Annotated in this window: 17 protein-coding genes; 5 read left to right on the top strand and 12 right to left on the bottom strand. The window is 41.9% G+C overall.

All coding sequences use genetic code 11. The features are described from left to right. Positions 1 to 48: 48 nt before the first annotated feature. Both BW961_RS12175 and BW961_RS12170 read left to right on the top strand, forming a co-directional pair. A complete protein-coding gene (locus tag BW961_RS12175) occupies positions 49 to 387 on the top strand; it encodes a LapA family protein (protein WP_068587238.1) in 339 nt (112 codons plus the stop codon). Further along, the gene (locus BW961_RS12170) at positions 368 to 1,405 is read left to right on the top strand and encodes a M42 family metallopeptidase (protein WP_068587233.1); all 1,038 of its coding nucleotides are present in this window, start codon (positions 368 to 370) and stop codon (positions 1,403 to 1,405) included. Before BW961_RS12175 ends, BW961_RS12170 begins: the two co-directional genes overlap by 20 nt. 93 nt (positions 1,406 to 1,498) lie before the next feature. On the opposite strand, the gene BW961_RS12165 is transcribed toward BW961_RS12170, so the two are convergent. The 7 genes from BW961_RS12165 to hemE all read right to left on the bottom strand — a co-directional run bounded on the left by BW961_RS12165 (position 1,499) and on the right by hemE (position 9,302). After that, on the bottom strand, positions 1,499 to 3,424 hold the full coding sequence (locus tag BW961_RS12165; RefSeq protein WP_068587232.1) for an ABC-F family ATP-binding cassette domain-containing protein: 1,926 nt from the start codon (positions 3,422 to 3,424) through the stop codon (positions 1,499 to 1,501). A gap of 76 nt (positions 3,425 to 3,500) precedes the next feature. Further along, positions 3,501 to 4,322, bottom strand: coding sequence for a DUF92 domain-containing protein (locus BW961_RS12160; protein ID WP_068587367.1), 822 nt, complete (start codon positions 4,320 to 4,322; stop codon positions 3,501 to 3,503). 3 nt (positions 4,323 to 4,325) lie between these two features. Then, the gene (locus BW961_RS12155; RefSeq protein ID WP_068587230.1) at positions 4,326 to 4,949 is read right to left on the bottom strand and encodes a fumarylacetoacetate hydrolase family protein; all 624 of its coding nucleotides are present in this window, start codon (positions 4,947 to 4,949) and stop codon (positions 4,326 to 4,328) included. Positions 4,950 to 4,956: 7 nt separating this feature from the next. Then, positions 4,957 to 5,727, bottom strand: coding sequence for a glycerophosphodiester phosphodiesterase (locus BW961_RS12150; protein ID WP_068587229.1), 771 nt, complete (start codon positions 5,725 to 5,727; stop codon positions 4,957 to 4,959). Between the two features lie 31 nt (positions 5,728 to 5,758). After that, positions 5,759 to 7,153, bottom strand: a complete 1,395-nt coding sequence (locus BW961_RS12145) for a CapA family protein (RefSeq protein ID WP_068587227.1) — start codon at positions 7,151 to 7,153, stop codon at positions 5,759 to 5,761. A gap of 118 nt (positions 7,154 to 7,271) precedes the next feature. Continuing rightward, positions 7,272 to 8,213: a ferrochelatase gene (hemH, locus tag BW961_RS12140; protein ID WP_068587226.1), complete on the bottom strand. Its 942-nt coding sequence runs from the start codon at positions 8,211 to 8,213 to the stop codon at positions 7,272 to 7,274. Positions 8,214 to 8,258: 45 nt separating this feature from the next. Then, positions 8,259 to 9,302, bottom strand: coding sequence for a uroporphyrinogen decarboxylase (hemE, locus tag BW961_RS12135; protein WP_068587225.1), 1,044 nt, complete (start codon positions 9,300 to 9,302; stop codon positions 8,259 to 8,261). A gap of 197 nt (positions 9,303 to 9,499) precedes the next feature. Here hemE and BW961_RS12130 point away from each other — a divergent pair, with 197 nt between their 5' ends. Next, positions 9,500 to 10,714 carry an MFS transporter gene (locus tag BW961_RS12130; RefSeq protein ID WP_068587223.1) on the top strand — a complete coding sequence of 405 codons (1,215 nt, stop codon included), beginning with the start codon at positions 9,500 to 9,502 and terminating at the stop codon, positions 10,712 to 10,714. Positions 10,715 to 10,906: 192 nt separating this feature from the next. Here BW961_RS12130 and BW961_RS12125 read toward each other — a convergent pair whose 3' ends face one another. Then, positions 10,907 to 11,539, bottom strand: coding sequence for an O-methyltransferase (locus BW961_RS12125; protein ID WP_068587221.1), 633 nt, complete (start codon positions 11,537 to 11,539; stop codon positions 10,907 to 10,909). A gap of 198 nt (positions 11,540 to 11,737) precedes the next feature. Between BW961_RS12125 and BW961_RS12120 the strand changes: the two genes are divergently transcribed. Next, the gene (locus BW961_RS12120; protein WP_139331632.1) at positions 11,738 to 12,901 is read left to right on the top strand and encodes a THUMP domain-containing class I SAM-dependent RNA methyltransferase; all 1,164 of its coding nucleotides are present in this window, start codon (positions 11,738 to 11,740) and stop codon (positions 12,899 to 12,901) included. Between the two features lie 192 nt (positions 12,902 to 13,093). Next, entirely contained in the window at positions 13,094 to 15,067 is a 1,974-nt protein-coding gene (locus BW961_RS12115) for an LTA synthase family protein (RefSeq protein WP_068587216.1), read from the top strand. A gap of 72 nt (positions 15,068 to 15,139) precedes the next feature. Here BW961_RS12115 and BW961_RS12110 read toward each other — a convergent pair whose 3' ends face one another. The 4 genes from BW961_RS12110 to BW961_RS12095 all read right to left on the bottom strand — a co-directional run bounded on the left by BW961_RS12110 (position 15,140) and on the right by BW961_RS12095 (position 16,456). Further along, positions 15,140 to 15,415 carry a hypothetical protein gene (locus BW961_RS12110; protein ID WP_068587215.1) on the bottom strand — a complete coding sequence of 92 codons (276 nt, stop codon included), beginning with the start codon at positions 15,413 to 15,415 and terminating at the stop codon, positions 15,140 to 15,142. A gap of 108 nt (positions 15,416 to 15,523) precedes the next feature. Further along, positions 15,524 to 15,745, bottom strand: a complete 222-nt coding sequence (locus BW961_RS12105) for a YuzB family protein (RefSeq protein ID WP_068587213.1) — start codon at positions 15,743 to 15,745, stop codon at positions 15,524 to 15,526. 32 nt (positions 15,746 to 15,777) lie between these two features. Further along, positions 15,778 to 16,080 (bottom strand): iron-sulfur cluster assembly accessory protein, encoded by a 303-nt coding sequence (locus tag BW961_RS12100; RefSeq protein WP_068587210.1) that lies wholly within the window; start codon positions 16,078 to 16,080, stop codon positions 15,778 to 15,780. A 133-nt stretch (positions 16,081 to 16,213) separates the two neighbouring features. Beyond that, positions 16,214 to 16,456 (bottom strand): hypothetical protein, encoded by a 243-nt coding sequence (locus BW961_RS12095; protein ID WP_068587207.1) that lies wholly within the window; start codon positions 16,454 to 16,456, stop codon positions 16,214 to 16,216. Between the last annotated feature and the right edge of the window lie 49 nt (positions 16,457 to 16,505).

The raw sequence follows: 16,505 nt of genomic DNA, 5'->3' as shown, positions 1-16,505 counted from the left end.
GGACTTAACAAGATGGTCGCTACAAAAACACTTTTAGGAGGTGCTTATATGAAAATGCAATGGTCCTTAATTGCTGGACTTGTGTTTGCCCTATTAACAGCTTTATTTGCTGTCATTAACGTGAATCCCGTTGAGGTTAACTTTTTTTTCAATGTAATCAGTCTTCCCCTCATTCTACTTATCATAGGATGTACGCTTATCGGAGGAATCATCGTAGGTTCGTATGGGATCTACAGACAATATAAGCTCCAACGGGAAATTAAACGTTTGGCGAGCGAGCTTAATCATGTCATCCAAGCAACAGGTTATTCGCCTTCCCCAGTAAATACATCAGACACCCCAGTAGATCCTAAGGAGGATGCATCAATTGTCAATTCAACCAAATGAGAAATATATACTAACCTTACTTCAGAAGTTACTAAACACACCTAGTCCGAGCGGATACACTACTCAAGTCATGAAATATATAGAGGAGGAAGCTACAGCTCTTGGAGTGCCTCTTACATGGAATCATAAAGGCGGGGCTATCTTAACCGTAGAGGGTCATGATAACAGCCGTACGATAGGTCTGAGTGGCCATGTGGATACGTTAGGTGCAATGGTTCGTGCGATTAAATCCGAAGGTACCCTTCGACTTACGTTGGTTGGCGGTTTCATGCTACAGGCTATTGAGAACGAATACTGTACGATACATACACGTAGCGGAAAGACGTATACCGGAACTATATTAAGTACACATCCTTCTGTACACGTCTACAGTGATGCTCGTGATTTCAAACGACAAGAAGATCATATGGAAGTTCGTATTGATGAACTAGTAGAATCGAAAGATGATGTATTGAAGTTAGGAATCGCTGTAGGTGACTTTATTTCATTCGATCCCAGGTCCATCATCACGGATAGTGGACATATTAAGTCTCGCCATCTCGATGACAAAGCCAGTGTAGCTGCTCTATTTGGTATCCTAGAATCTATGAAACGTGAGAACTGGAAACCACGTACAACAGTCAAAATTCTGATATCCAATTATGAAGAGGTTGGGCACGGAGCTGCATCCATTCCAGACGATATTGTGGAGATGATTGCAGTCGATATGGGTTGTATTGGTGATGATCTGAGTTGTAAGGAAACAGATGTATCTATATGCGCTAAAGACTCTTCAGGCCCTTATGATTATGAGATGACAAGCCGTCTTATCGCATTAGCTGAATCAGAGAATATCCCCTATGCTGTCGACATATATCCGCACTATGGATCTGATGCCTCTGCCGCACTCAGTGCTGGGAACAACATCCGTGCCGCTTTGATCGGTCCAGGAGTGCATGCTTCTCATGCCATGGAGCGCACACATAAGCAAGCGGTCTTAAATACAACAAAGTTGCTTGCAGCTTACTTGCAGTCATAATCATTTAATACAAATAGGGACTATTCCAGTAAGTCGTATTTCGACTTTTGGAACAGTCCCTTTTGTTATATCTATTTTTTAAATGTACACTCTTTACATTTTATCTGCTATTTCATTTAGATATGTCCAACGCTCCATGAGATGTTCGAGCTCTTGTTGTGCTTCCTGTTGCTTGGTCATAAGTTCTTGTAGAAGTGCTGAATCGCTAAAAGCAGCTTCCATCTTAGTGTTAAGATCCACTATTTTCTGTTCACATGCCAGAATTAAGCTATCAATCTGATCAAATTCCTTTTGCTCTTTGAAAGTGAACTTGATTTTCTCAGTTGATACCGCAGACTTAACCACTTCTTTAAGTTCAGGTGTTGGTTTGGAAACAGGTTCAGCAGGTTCTACACGCTTACGATCTGATCCTTTGGAAACATTCTTAGCCATCCATTCCTCATACTCCGTATATGAACCGACATGAACTCTAAGGTCTCCATTTCCTTCAAAAGCAACAATCTTATCTACCGTACGGTCTAGGAAGTACCGATCATGCGATACTGTAAATACGACACCCGGGAACTCGTCTAAATATTGTTCCAAGACAGCTAATGTCTGGATATCGAGATCATTCGTCGGTTCATCAAGAAGAAGAACGTTAGGCGCTCCCATGAGTACTCTTAGTAAGTATAGACGTCTCTTCTCTCCACCGGATAACTTCGCGATCGGTGTCCATTGAAGAACTGGCGGGAAAAGAAAACGTTCTAACATCGCTCCCGCAGTAATCGTACTTCCATCTGACGTAGTGATGATTTCTGCCACTTCTTTGATGTATTCAATAACACGTTGTTTCTCATTCATCTCTTGATGCTCTTGTGTGAAGTAACCAATCTTCACTGTGGAACCTAGACTAATCTCTCCAGCATCCGGCTGGAGTCTACCGGCAATAAGGTTAAGTAGCGTCGATTTCCCGCTTCCGTTAGGACCAACAATTCCCACTCTATCTTCCGGCACAGCAATATAAGTAAGATCCTCAATAAGAGTGATCCCTTCATTGGTTTTGTGTAAATGATCAATCTCTAGAATTTTACGACCGAGACGGCTTGAAGCTACAGACATATCCATCGATCCAGCGCGTTGTACAACTTGCTGATCTTTTAGCTCTTCATACCGATCAATCCGCGCCTTTTGTTTGGTAGATCTCGCTTTGGGTCCCTTACGCATCCAAGCAAGCTCAGAACGAAGTAAATTCTGTCTCTTATGTTCCGTAGATGCTTCTCTGTCTTCGCGATCTGCTTTCAATTCCAAGAATGCTGAATAATTGGCTTGGTATCGGAATAACCGCCCATAGTCAAGCTCCAACATAACGTTTGCTACACGGTCAAGGAAATATCGGTCATGGGTAATCATGAGTAACGCACCACGGCGCTTCTGTAAATATTGCTCCAACCATGCTACGGAATCCGTATCAATATGGTTCGTAGGCTCATCCAGGATCAACAATTCGCAAGGTTGAATTAGGGCATTAGCCAATGCTACACGCTTGCGTTGTCCACCAGATAGCGTTCCCATCAAACTTTCAAACTGTGTAAGTCCGAGTTTATTCAGAATGATCTTCGCTTCACTTTCAAGATTCCAAGCCTGTAGTGTATCCATATCCTGATTGAGCTCCAACAATCTCTCTAGAACTTCTTCATTTGAAGGATCAAGATCTAGCAAATCCATCGTTTCTGTATAGTCACGAACGACTTTCATTTGCGGATCATTACCTTGGAATACTTGTTGTAATACGGTCATTTCCGGGTCATAATCAGGATTCTGCGCGAGTGTTCTAATTCTAACGCCATTCCCACTAGAAATTTGACCTTCATCCGGCTTTTCTAAACCAGCAATAATACGTAGGAATGTTGATTTCCCTGTTCCGTTCACACCTACGATTCCAATCTTATCCTGGTCCTCCATACCGAAGGATGCATCTTTAAATAATACCTTTTCACCATAACTCTTACTTATATGTTCAACTGTCAATATATTCATCTCTATTTTTCCCTACTAACTTATCATATTTGAATAACAAACATTCCAACCTATTGTACCATTTATTATCAACCATTTATAATCCCATATATAATCCAATTATACAAGCAACCATTCCTCCGACGACGGAACTCCACACATTGACCGCATCGTTATTCAATCTGAGCCATCCTCGAAGCTGTACGGTAGGTTTGTTGCAATGATGTACTACTTCAACTTCTTTACCACAGACATGACACTTGTACATCACTTGAATCGATGCTCCTAATAAGGAATCTGTAAAGGCTCCTGCGAATCCTGAGACAAGCCCTAATAGTATCCATAACAGAAGTGCACGCCCTTGAATAGGTGCGGATGTGTCTGATAGGAATGTCAGAACCCAAGCTCCACCACCAATCATCGCTCCACCAACTGCAGCAGCAATGCTTCCTAAGAGCGATACTCCCCCCGAGGTTCCAACAGTCAATACCTTACCATTCAACACGGAACGTGGAGGTTTAGTGCTTAAGCTTCCCATTTCTGTAGCCCATGTATCTGCAGTCACCGTTGCCATAATTCCAATAAACAGGTATGTCCATTCAGGATGAGGCCATATGGCATTCAGTATACACAGCAACATGCCCAACCCACCATTTGCTAATACCTGTCCAGCATCGCGCCGACCCGTCTTCGCATACGATTTCTCCATCTCTTCCTTATGACTTTGACGGAACTTGGATAGCACAGAGGAAGAGACAAAGAATACAAGTAAAATACCGAACCAGAATAGACTTCCTGCTGCAAAATAGACGGTTCCCATAATCGTCGCTGCAAGCGCACCTGATAACGTAAGAGACTTCTTCCAATAAGCTACAGTGGATACTAACAAAGCGCATAGGCCACCAATAATCCACATGATCATTTATCCAATAATACAGCTTCCCAGCTGTTTGTCTCCCCATAAGAGGTCAAATTGGTCGCCTTGAGATACCGGACCGACCCCTGCCGGTGTGCCTGTAAAGATCAAATCACCTTTACCCAATCCATAATGTAAACCTATGTAATCAACAATATTTTGCAATGAGAAAATCATATCACTTGCATTCCCTCGCTGTACTTCCACTTTATTCTTCATAACCGTGAAATCTTGAACATTCAGTTCTTCTGTGCCTGGAAAATCAACGAATGGCGTAAGTGGTGCAGATGACTTAAACCCTTTGGCCGCTGTCCACGGATGACCCTTCTCCTTAATAACCTGCTGAACATCCCGCAACGTGAAATCAATTCCTAATGCCATGACTTCTACTAACTCATTCACAGTAACCCCCGGCTCATAATCCCTATGAATGAGGATAACAATCTCTCCTTCATAATGTACTTCACCTTGATCTTTAGGCAATGTAATAACACTTTGATCAAGCGGAATAACAGCATGAGAAGGTTTCATGAATATCATCGGTTCTTGGGGCACAGCATTACCAAGTTCTGCTGCATGTAATCTGTAGTTACGGCCAACACAATAGACATTACGAATCATTGAATCCATGAATATATCAGTCCTTTTTTTGTGATTTCCAATGCCAAAAAGATGGTTTATGTTCTAAGAACGTGTCTCCCCATACATCTGGACGGTTGGTACAAATCATAATCTCTGGATTTATAGATGCCAGACGTTTCATTCCTGTAGCATCATCCACGGTCCATGCCATGACTGTTATTCCTTGCGAGACAAGCATCGAAGCCAGCGTTGAATCCAAGTGACTTGCTCCTATTGAAAGGAATGAACATTTCAATTCTTTAAGTCTCTCCAGTAAATCCAGCGGTCTGGCATCGATGATAAGCCCTGTTGTGAAATTAGGATTTAACTCATTCACTCTTCTTAGTGCATCTGTGTCAAATGAAGTCAGTACGACATCATGCTCCATATGATAATAAGCAATTCGTTCCATAACAGCTCGCTCTAGACCCGGGTACATATCCCCCTTGGTCTTAAGTTCAATATTAAGACGAAGTCTCCCACAACTAAGCTTAAGTACTTCATCTAGTGTGGGAATCCGTTCTCCTTTGAAAGCAGGGCCCTTCCAGCTCCCCGCATCCAGTTGCTGAAGTTGTGCCCATGTGTGATCCTTCACTAATCCCTTACCATTCGTCGTCCGATTCAGCGTGAAATCATGAATAACAACGGGTATACCATCCATCGATAGTTGTGTATCAATCTCAACCCATTGTACAAAAGATTGTGCCATGGCCATTGTTATCGCTGCCATGGTATTCTCTGGAGCAATGTATGAAAATCCTCTATGAGCTACACATAAATTATTCACAACTCTTCAACCTCCTCAAGGTTTGACGAAATCATGATTTAGGCTTAACGACCGTACCATCTTTATTAATTGTCACACCACCAATAGATAAGGCCTGAATCTCTTTAAACAGTTGTTGCCCTTCTTCATCTGACATCGGTACCGGTTGACCTATTTCAGCGTGGAAAGGAATAAGTTTGATCTTGCAATCTCCCTTCGGCGTACATGTGGTTGCGAAGACAGCCGTCTTCCAAGTCGATGGGGTTGCCGATTTAGTGAAAATGAAATTACCCGTACTATAGGCAATCCACTTGCCCTTGTACTGCTCAAGCCCTTGAAGTACATGAGGATGAGATCCTATGACCAAGTCCGCACCAGCATCTACGAATTTATGTGCTAGCTGCGTCTGATTCACATTAGGAATCAAAGCTCGTTCTGCTCCCCAATGTGCCATAACAATAACGATATCTGCATTGTTGCGGGCCGTAGCGATAGATTGTAGCGCAGCAGTAGGATCATATGCTGAAGCTACACCCGGTCTGCCTTTTAATGCAAACCAATCGGTATCAGGTACCACACGACTGACCGCTACAAGCGCAATCTTTACACCTTGACGTGTGAAATACTCTGGCGCATAGGCTTCATCTGCATTTTTACCAGCACCCGCATACTGAAGCTTACTCTCTTCCAAGTGTTTCAACGTATCCAGCAGTCCTGGAATACCTTGATCCAAGATATGATTATTAGCAAGACCTACGGCATCCATTCCCGCCTTCTTCAGGGCATCTAGCGCCTTAGGAGAGGACTTGAATACATATTGTTTGTTAGTCGCCCCTACGCCCGCTGTCGTCACAGGTGTTTCTAGGTTTGCGATCGTCAGGTCATCTTTTTGAAAAAGGTCCGCTACGTATTTAAAGGGATAATCATACCCTTCTTGTTTCAGTTTACCCTCTACTTTACCGGAGAATATCATATCCCCTGCAAAGTGGAAATTAAGAATGGTATCTGCATTCGCTACGATCTTGTTCGGATCATTCGATTCAACAGGTTTTCCAGTTTCTTTGGGTTCTTCTGATAATTTGTGTTCTTTAATTATTTCGGAATCTTTAGGTGATTCAAGCTTAACGGTTTCCGTTTCTTTCGTTGTTTCATCCTTCGTTGTTTCTTTGGTTTCATCCTTCGTTATAGGTTGAACCTTCTCTGTTTCCTTAGGTGAACTACCCGTATCGAGATTAGGGCTATCTGCTGTAGGTGGAAGCTCTGTGGAAGTATTAGTTGATGAGTCCAATGGTTGAGCCGATTGAGTATCTTGGGTTAACCAGTAATAAGAAAGTAACATCACAATCATCGTAACCAGAAATAAATTAAGTAGCACCCATGACTTTCTTAAGCGCCTCTTCTTAACTCTTCTTGTAGCTTTACCTTTATCAGAACGTGGTGGGTACATTATTCACTCCTTCTTAAAACCTTAGAAATGTTCAAACCATATCGCTTTCCATTATATCAGGTTCACCTAAACAAATAGAACCCCCGAAAAATTTCGGGAGTTCCTATTTACAACCGAATTATGAATTTGTTAAAGCAGCCAGAACCTCATCACGAAGGGTTTCCATATAGAGAGGATCACTGTTCAGCGAATCAATACGCATTAAACGCATATCCAGTTCTTTCGAGATGGCTTGAGCCTCGATATCCAGATCGTACAATACTTCCAAATGGTCAGATACGAAACCTACAGGTGCAACAAGCACATTCTCGATCTGTTCTACACTCAGTTCTTGAAGTGTATCCAGAATGTCAGGTCCTAGCCATGGCTCAGCCGTCCGCCCTGCACTTTGCCAAGAGAACTGCCACGAAGTAACTCCAGTCGCCTCAGCAATAGCACGTGAAGTCTCCAGAAGCTGCTCTGGATAGGGATCTCCCATCTCGACGATTCGGCTAGGTAAACTGTGTGCGCTAAATAATACTCTTACTTCCTCGCGAACTGCTCCCGCTTCCTCGAATTGATCAAGCTTCGCACTTACACGCTCGCTAAGTGCCTGAATCAGCTTAGGATGGAGATGATAACTTTCAACAAAGGACATCTCTATACCTAGTTCCTTAGCTTTCTCCTGAGCACGTTTGATATAGCTACCTACACTCATAATGGAATAATGGGGTGCTAACACGATACCAACTGCACGCTTGATACCGTCATTAGCCATTTGCTCCACACCGTCTTCAATGAGTGGCGATGCATGTTTGAGTCCTTGGTAACAAACATACTCAATCTCGGATTGTTCTTGGCTTCGGTTAAGCGCTGATTGTAATTCAGTTACCTGTTGATTCGTATTCTCGCGAAGAGGGAATACACCACCCACGATAGCCTCATAACGACTAGTTAAATCTTGGAGTTGTTCCGGTGTTGGAGCATTCCCCCTGCGAATATGCGTATAATAAGCTTCAATTCCTTCTAAGCTTTCCGGAGTTCCGTATGACATAACCAACACGCCTACTTTAGATTTCACGAGCTAACCACCTCTAATTCAGTATAGGTTTACACAAATTAATCTTTAGGATTGGATTTGGGAAGCCGAATATTCATGAACGAATTCTGTTAATTCACGCAGTTTATCAAGTGATGCTTCTGGGAACAACCCATGTCCCAAATTGAAAATAAAACCAGGATCGGAAATTCCATCATCAATAATCTCTTTGGCATATTGTTTAATAACATCCATAGGCGCAGTCAGAATAAATGGATCCAAGTTTCCTTGCATAGCAAACCGACCACTTGTTCTTCTACGTCCCTCAGAGATAGACAATCTCCAATCCAAACCAATGACATCTGATTGCAAGTTATTAAGAGTAGGCAAGAGTTCTCCAGAACTTACACCTGGAAAATAAATTTTAGGTACATTCAAATCCGAAAGTTCGGCAAAGATACGAGTAACCGTTGGAAGCACAAATTTCTCAAAATCTTTCGGAGCAAGTGCTCCTACCCAACTGTCGAATAGTTGAAAGGCTTTACCTCCATTGGCAATATGAGATCGCACATAGGTAATGACCATATCTCCAAGCTTGTCCATTAAAGAGAACCAAAGTTGCGGCTCGCTATACATCATGGTCTTCGTAAGAATATAGTTCTTGGACGGTCGACCTTCAATCAAGTAACTGGCAATCGTAAAAGGTGCACCTGCAAAAGTGATAAGTGGAACATCTAGTTCTTTATCTAGAATCCGAATCGTCTCCAGAATATGACTTAGATCCTTATCTACATCAATAGGTCGAAGACGTTCAATATCTGCAGCACAACGAATCGGATTATCAATCACAGGTCCGATGTTCTTGACAATATCGAAATCAATACCAAGTGAAGCTACAGGATTCATGATATCAGAGTAAAGAATAGCTGCATCCACACCTAGCTTATGTACAGGCATCATCGTGATTTGAGCTGCAAGCTCAGGTTGACGACATATTTCAAGTAGACTATATTTTTCTTTGATTTTGCGGTATTCAGGATCATAGCGACCCGCTTGTCTCATATACCAGACGGGTACATGTTTAACATCCTGCTTATAGCATGCGCGTATAAAAGTATCATTGTAGGTCATTCATAGGCCTCCAGTATAGTAAGTTTTCCCTTAATATATTATGCCCCTTTTAAAAGTAAGTAACAACTATCACACCGTATGATGTCATGGCAATACTATGACATTCCTATCATTTGAGTTCATTCCTCGTATGTTATACTCAAATATTGTTCTTTATGAGGGTTGCAATGGCAGCTTAGAAGGGAAGTGCATCGCATTTGAAAACTTGGAAGATTAACCTTATTGTGCTTTGGATCGGACAATTTCTCATTAATGCTGGAATGACTATGATTACACCATTCTTAGCTTTATATCTCGCGCAAGATTTAGGAGTAACAGACGAGCATGCGATTGGCATATGGGCTGGGCTCATTTTTGCTGCTAATTTCTTAACATCATTCTTATTCCAGCCTCTTTGGGGTAAACTGGCAGATCGATATGGACGTAAAATCATGTTACTGCGATCTGGTTTTGGCATGGCTATTGTAATCGTACTCATGGGTTTTGCAAGAAGTCCTTGGGAGCTGTTGTTGCTACGCCTATTGAATGGTACAATATCAGGTTTCAATCCAGCTGCAATCTCACTCGTATCAGGAACCACACCTAAATCTCGCATGGGTTTTGCCATGGGAATGATGCAGTCCGGTGTAGTCGCTGGCACCATTCTTGGCCCTCTGATTGGTGGTATTCTGGCTGATATCATCGGGTTTCGCCCTATTTTCTATATTACAGGGACTCTCATTCTTGTCGCTTCTTTCCTAGCGTTATTCTTAGTGAAAGAAACATTTGATCGCGAAGAAGCATCGCAAATCCCTCAAGTATCTGTCATCCAAGGATTTAAAGAACTCGCGCATATACCTCAGTTGCCAGCCCTATTTGCTGTGACTTTTCTCTTACAATTCGCCATGGTCAGTCCCATGTCATTGCTCCCCTTATATGTACAAAAGCTTCATAATTCTTCGGGAGACATTGCTTTTTGGGCTGGTGTCGTAATAGCTGTAACAGGTGTTTCTAATATGATCTCTTCACCTATCCTTGGTAAGTTAAGTGATAAATTAGGGGCCCATCGCATCCTTACTTATGCTTTAATAGGTACCTCTCTTACTCTGATCCCTCAGGCGTTTGTACATAACGTCTGGCAACTTATCATAATCCGATTCCTTATGGGAATCTTTATGGGTGGTTTATTACCGAGCGTGAATGCTCTCATTCGTGCCTATACGCCTGATGGTATGGAGAGCCGTTCATTCGGATTTAACAGCAGTACGCTTGCCCTTGGTAGTATGATGGGTGCCGTTGTTGGAGGGTTATTATCTGGCATTATTGGAATCGAAGGCTTATTTATCATCTCGGGCTGCTTGCTACTGCTGAACATGGTATGGGTAAGACTAAAGCTCTATGCTCGTATTGATAAACATCGTACATTTCGGTAAATATAAAAAGTAGCAGTAGAAATCGAATAATCAATGTCGACATCCACCGCTTCTGCAAGAACGATTCCGTCCGCTAGGTAGCTAGGTATTCTCATGAATTCAAAAAAGAGGCCATTCCCTCCAGTCATGATTTTGACCTTTGGGACAGCCTCTTAATAATTGCAACGATTACTATTCTGATTAATTAATCTCTTACTTCACCCATGAGATAGACAATCCATCGTAGTCTGGAAGTAATGTGCTCACAAGTCGATCATCGGTAGCCACTTTCTCATTGAAATGACGCATTCCGAGAACAGCCGGCCCATTCTTCTCTGAGTTCAATGTGCGTCCGCGCAAGAAGCAGTTATCTCCAACAATTAATGATCCTGGCTTGGACAACTGAATAGCATATTCTAAGTACGTTGGGTAGTTCTCTTTGTCAGCATCAATAAAAAAGAAATCAAACGTTCTACCTGCTTGCTTGAGTTCTTCTAGGCTGTCGAGTGCCTGCCCGATCATATAATCTACATTGGAACCAAAGCCTGCAGATTCCAGATTCCCCTTCGCAAGCTTGGCATACTCTTCCTTTAACTCCAAGGAGAGTAGTTGTCCATTCGCTGGAAGACCCTTTGCAATACAAATGCCGCTATAACCACCGAGTGCGCCTATTTCAAGAGCATTCTGCGCACGGGCAGTCTGTACTAGTAACGTTAAAAGCCTACCATATGCGGGTGCCACGGATACTTCCGGCATTCCCTGCTCAATAATACTATTTTTCACTTGCCGTAATTGCTCATCTTCTTCATACAATTGGTTAACATATTCATCAGGGGTTAGATTCAACGCCGTTTCCTCCTTAAGACTAACTTTCCATATAAGCCTATTTGTTTTATAATAAATGTTTGGGTTGTACGTTTAAGTGTTACTAGATCATTATTGTATGTGTTTTGTCGACAATCGGCAAGACTGCTTTAAATTTATAGGTCTCTCAGTGCTGCCATGTTGCAGTACAGATGGCCGGATGGAGTTGAATTGTATACCGTGGCTAACTTGCAACTTATTGCTACCGCACCAATGGGCTTAGAGTCAATCGTAGCTCGTGAATTGAAAGAACTGGGTTACCATGATGTGACGGTTGAGAATGGACGTGTCATCTTTAGTGGTGACTTAATCGATATATGTCGTTGTAATTTATGGCTTCGTACCTCAGACCGTATTTTGATTCTGATGGGCGAATTCACTGCCCTCACTTTCGACGAATTGTTCGAAGGTGTCAAAGCATTACCGTGGCAGGATGTGATTCCTCAGAATGGTGAATTCCCCGTCGAAGGACGTTCACTGAAGTCCCAACTAAGCAGCGTACCTGCTTGTCAAAGTATCGTTAAGAAAGCAATCGTGGACAAATTAAATCAGACTTACCATACGGAATGGTTCCCTGAAGACGGACCACGTTATGTCGTTGAAGTTATTATGTTGAATGATACTGCCTTGATCACCCTTGATACGACGGGATCAGGTCTTCATAAGCGTGGATATCGTAAGCTCGTGACGGAAGCTCCATTGAAGGAGACAATGGCTGCGGCACTTATCCAATTAAGCCGTTGGAATCCTAATAGACCTTTCTACGATCCATGTTGCGGTTCAGGTACACTCTTAGTTGAGGCAGCGATGATTGGCTGGAACATTGCTCCGGGACTACGTCGTACCTTTAACTCTGAAGAATGGCCTATCATCCCTGAAAATCTATGGAATGAAGCAAGGGAAGAAGCATTTGATTCCGTTCGCGATGATATTCCTTTGCAAATTTCCGGTAGTGATATCGATCCAAGCGCTATCGAAGTTGCTCAAGCTGCGGTAAATGCAGCTGGATTTGCCAAAGATATTAAGTTAGAGGTTCTACCCATCAGCAAAGCAAGACCTCAAGGAGATTTCGGTTGTATCATTACCAACCCACCTTACGGGGAGCGTTTAAGTGAGATAACGGAAGTAGAACAAATTATTCGTGATTTAAAGAAGCTAACGGTAAGTATACCTTCTTGGTCATTCTTCGCGATTAGTTCCACTAAACGTTTCGAAACGATCTTCAACAAGAAAGCTGACAAACGTCGTAAATTATACAACGGAACCATCGAATGTCAATACTATCAATACCTTGGACCCCTTCCACCTCGTGGACGCGTGGAATCACAATTGCACATTGAATAACCATCCATTCACGGCTTGATCAACAGGAGCGAATTCAGTAAATTACTGAATTCGCTCCTGTTGTCTATTTATATGCTGTTCAATCTCTCCCATTCTTGTCTTACCTCCCAGTTGAAAACGATCATTGGAGTGATATGATAGGAAAGGCCTATTATTTTTACATTCCGTTAACAAAAAAAGGGGAGACTATTCGTGTATTTCCAAAGAGAGGGCACCCTCGGTAATGGTTGGAGCCCTAACAACAAATCTCATCTATTCCGATTCATCAGCTATCCGTTATTTATTATTGTGATCCTTTGCAAAATAACTCTGATCGATCATCGCCTTAACATTCCTTATGTTGATCTAAGTTTTCTTGATTATATCATTGCCATAGGATCAATCATGATCGTATCATTCTGGGCATTATGGTTACCCCGCCGAGGCTATCTCATATCGCTTGTACTATTGAATTTCTGTCTAACCTCAATCATGTATTCAGATCTAGTCTATTATCGCTATTTCGAGGACTTTATTACGATTCCCGTTCTTCTTCAGACTGGCCAACTCAGTTCGTTAGGTGAAAGTATAACGTCTCTATTACAATGGAATGATCTGTATTTCTTTATCGATTGGGTAATCATCATCGCCTATGTCATCTTTAAGTTTATCAAACGACTTAGAAGAAATACCCGTTCGCATGTCCATGAGACACGTTCAACCCATCGTAGACGCGAAGGTGTTCTCCACCGATTCATTACAGGCGTTCTAATATTAGTTATTGGATCCGTTCTTACCTTCGCTCCCATTAAGTACTATAGTGAAACCTGGGCCAAAGGCGTATTAGAAAGTAATTGGTGGAACATCACCCTTTACAATGTCACAGGCATACTAGGATTTCATGGCTATGATATTTATCGGTATGCCCAAGATCATCTTGGCCCCGAGCCCACACTTCCTAAAGAAGAAATGGATGCTATCAAAGCATTATTTCATCAGAAGAGTACTCAACGCTCCGTACAAAACGAAACATTCGGAAAGTATAAGAACAGTAATGTCGTTGTTGTTCAAGTTGAAGCCTTCATGAATTTCATGATTGGTAAAAGCATCAACGGTAAAGAAATCACTCCGAACTTCAACAAACTCATGAAAGAAAGTATGTACTTCAGCAATTATTATCACCAGACAGGACAAGGAAGAACGTCTGATGCAGACTTTAGTTCTCATAGTTCACTACATCCTCTGCCCTCAGGTTCTGTATTCGTCCGTTATCCTGATCATCAATACGATATGTTACCAACGATCTTGAAAGAATACGGATACTCACCTAACGTATTCCATGCTTACGATAGTAGCTTTTGGAATCGGACAATCATGTACAACAATATGGGTTATGACCGCTTCTTCAGCAAAAAGGATTTCACAATCGATGAGCCGATGGGCTGGTCACTTAGTGACAACTCATTCTTCAAACAATCCTTAGATAAGATGACATCGATCACACAGCCTTTCTACTCTTTTCTTATTACGCTTTCCAGCCATCACCCATACACGATACCCAAGGATAAACAAGGCTTAGATGTGGGTGAATTCAGTGATACCATCTTCGGAAATTATCTACAATCCATTCATTATGTTGATGATGCACTGGGGAAATTTACAGAGCAGATGAAAAAAGAGGGGCTTTGGGATAATACCATCCTAGTTATATATGGCGATCATGATAATTCAATTAAAGACAAGCCCTATTACGAACAATTTCTAGGTAAAAGCTTAAATGATCTCGATATGGAGCAAATCATGAATCAAGTTCCTTTACTGGTTCATCTACCCGATGGTAGTCAAGCCGGAGAATATTCAGATCCTTCTGGCCAACTGGATATGACGCCGTCACTTCTCCACCTACTTGGTATTCCAGCGGATTCATATCATATGTTAGGTAACAATTTATTTGTCGATCAGGATCGATTTGTAGTTCTTCGCTCCGGGGCTTTCACAGATAGTAACGTATTCTATATACCTTCCCCAGACGGCATATTCGAGAACGGTCGTTGCTATGATCTCAACACTCGTGATACGACGACTGTAGTCAACTGCCGTGTCGGATTCGATCAAGCCAAGTTGCAACTCCGTAGCTCTGATCAAGTTATCCAATATGATTTACTCCGTAAATGGGATGATGAATAATTCTTCACATGAAAAAAACCTCCACAATTGAGAATACTCATTGTGGAGGTTTCTTACATATCTTAGCCAACATTAGTCATTAGCCTCTGAAACGTTAACTGCTGCTAGCCTACTTTTCTCTTCCGCAAGCCAAGCCTCCGTTTGTTCAGCAGCTAGTCCATTCTCGCTGCCTTGAAGGGCCTGAACAGCATGCTCCGCATGAATCAAGGAATTCTGCGCTTGATCCACCAACTCCTCAGTAGGATGGCTTACAGCTTGAGTGATCGACTGATGGAGCCGATCCACAGCGTTATTCGCTTGAGACTCAGGTGTGTTCGTTTGCATACTAGAAAAATCACGTTTAGACATTCACATGCTCCTCCTTTAAGTACATATTCCTTATCAGACACCATCACTAGCTTGGTTCCAACAGAAAGGAACTATGCACAAAGAGGAACATCATCATTTACCAATGGGCTATTTTATAAACGGAGCTGCCTTAGCTAGCACTTCATCTTCTGTCGGTGCACTTATATAACGTCCATTAATATAGATGAATGCTCTTTTTCCGCAAGGACCACAGTAAGATTTACACACGACCTGAATTTCAGCGTCAGGCGCCATCTTTTGAATCTTAGGTACGATACTTTTGAGCCGTATATGCTTACACTTATCACATACGCGTATATCATTTGCCATGTTCATTCCAACCTTCTTTACTTTTTCTATCTTTAGTGGTCCCCGTGATTTCCCTTTGATGGATTCGTTATCACAAACCCCTCCTCGGGAAGGTACAGGTAATCAATTTTTACACCATCAAGTAATGGCTCACTAGTATTCAAAATCACATCGATATCTTTATCCGTTGATACCACTTCATCGTTCTCCGTTGCCATATCCAAGTCCAAACCATAGTGGGCATGGTTACCGTGAGCATGTGTGATGAGTACACGAATTTTCAATTCTTTATTGTCTTCTTTGCTAAGTTCTTTAGATAATACTTTTGCCGCATTACGAGTAATCTTACACTTCATCTGCTACATCTCCTAAATTAGATGTGATGGCTAATTCCTTTATATATTGTAAAGAAACAGAACCTAATTCGCAAGACATGACTTGTCCTTATTTATGGCGGATTGGCAACTTATTGTTGTGGAACCCATACATCTACAATGTTGGATATTTACGTTCCACCCGCGTTGTGAACCAACCCATCAATAACATGGTAATTCCGATATCATCTATAGGTAGGCCTGGTAATAAATCAAAAGGAAAAATCCAATATACAATAATAGGTACCAAGAATAACAACTTGTCTATTAGCGAAACCTGAGATGACATTACATACCTTCGTACATTAGTAAACATGACAGACCAATGCTTAAATGAAAATAATCTTCTTAGTTTCATGTTTCCTACCTCCATTCTTAGATCTATGGAAAAGAGGAAGCAACCGCTA

Origin of the sequence: Paenibacillus macquariensis (genome assembly GCF_900156375.1) — a bacterium.
Lineage (GTDB): Bacteria > Bacillota > Bacilli > Paenibacillales > Paenibacillaceae > Paenibacillus_AQ > Paenibacillus_AQ macquariensis.
This window is presented reverse-complemented; position numbering and strand designations above follow the sequence as displayed.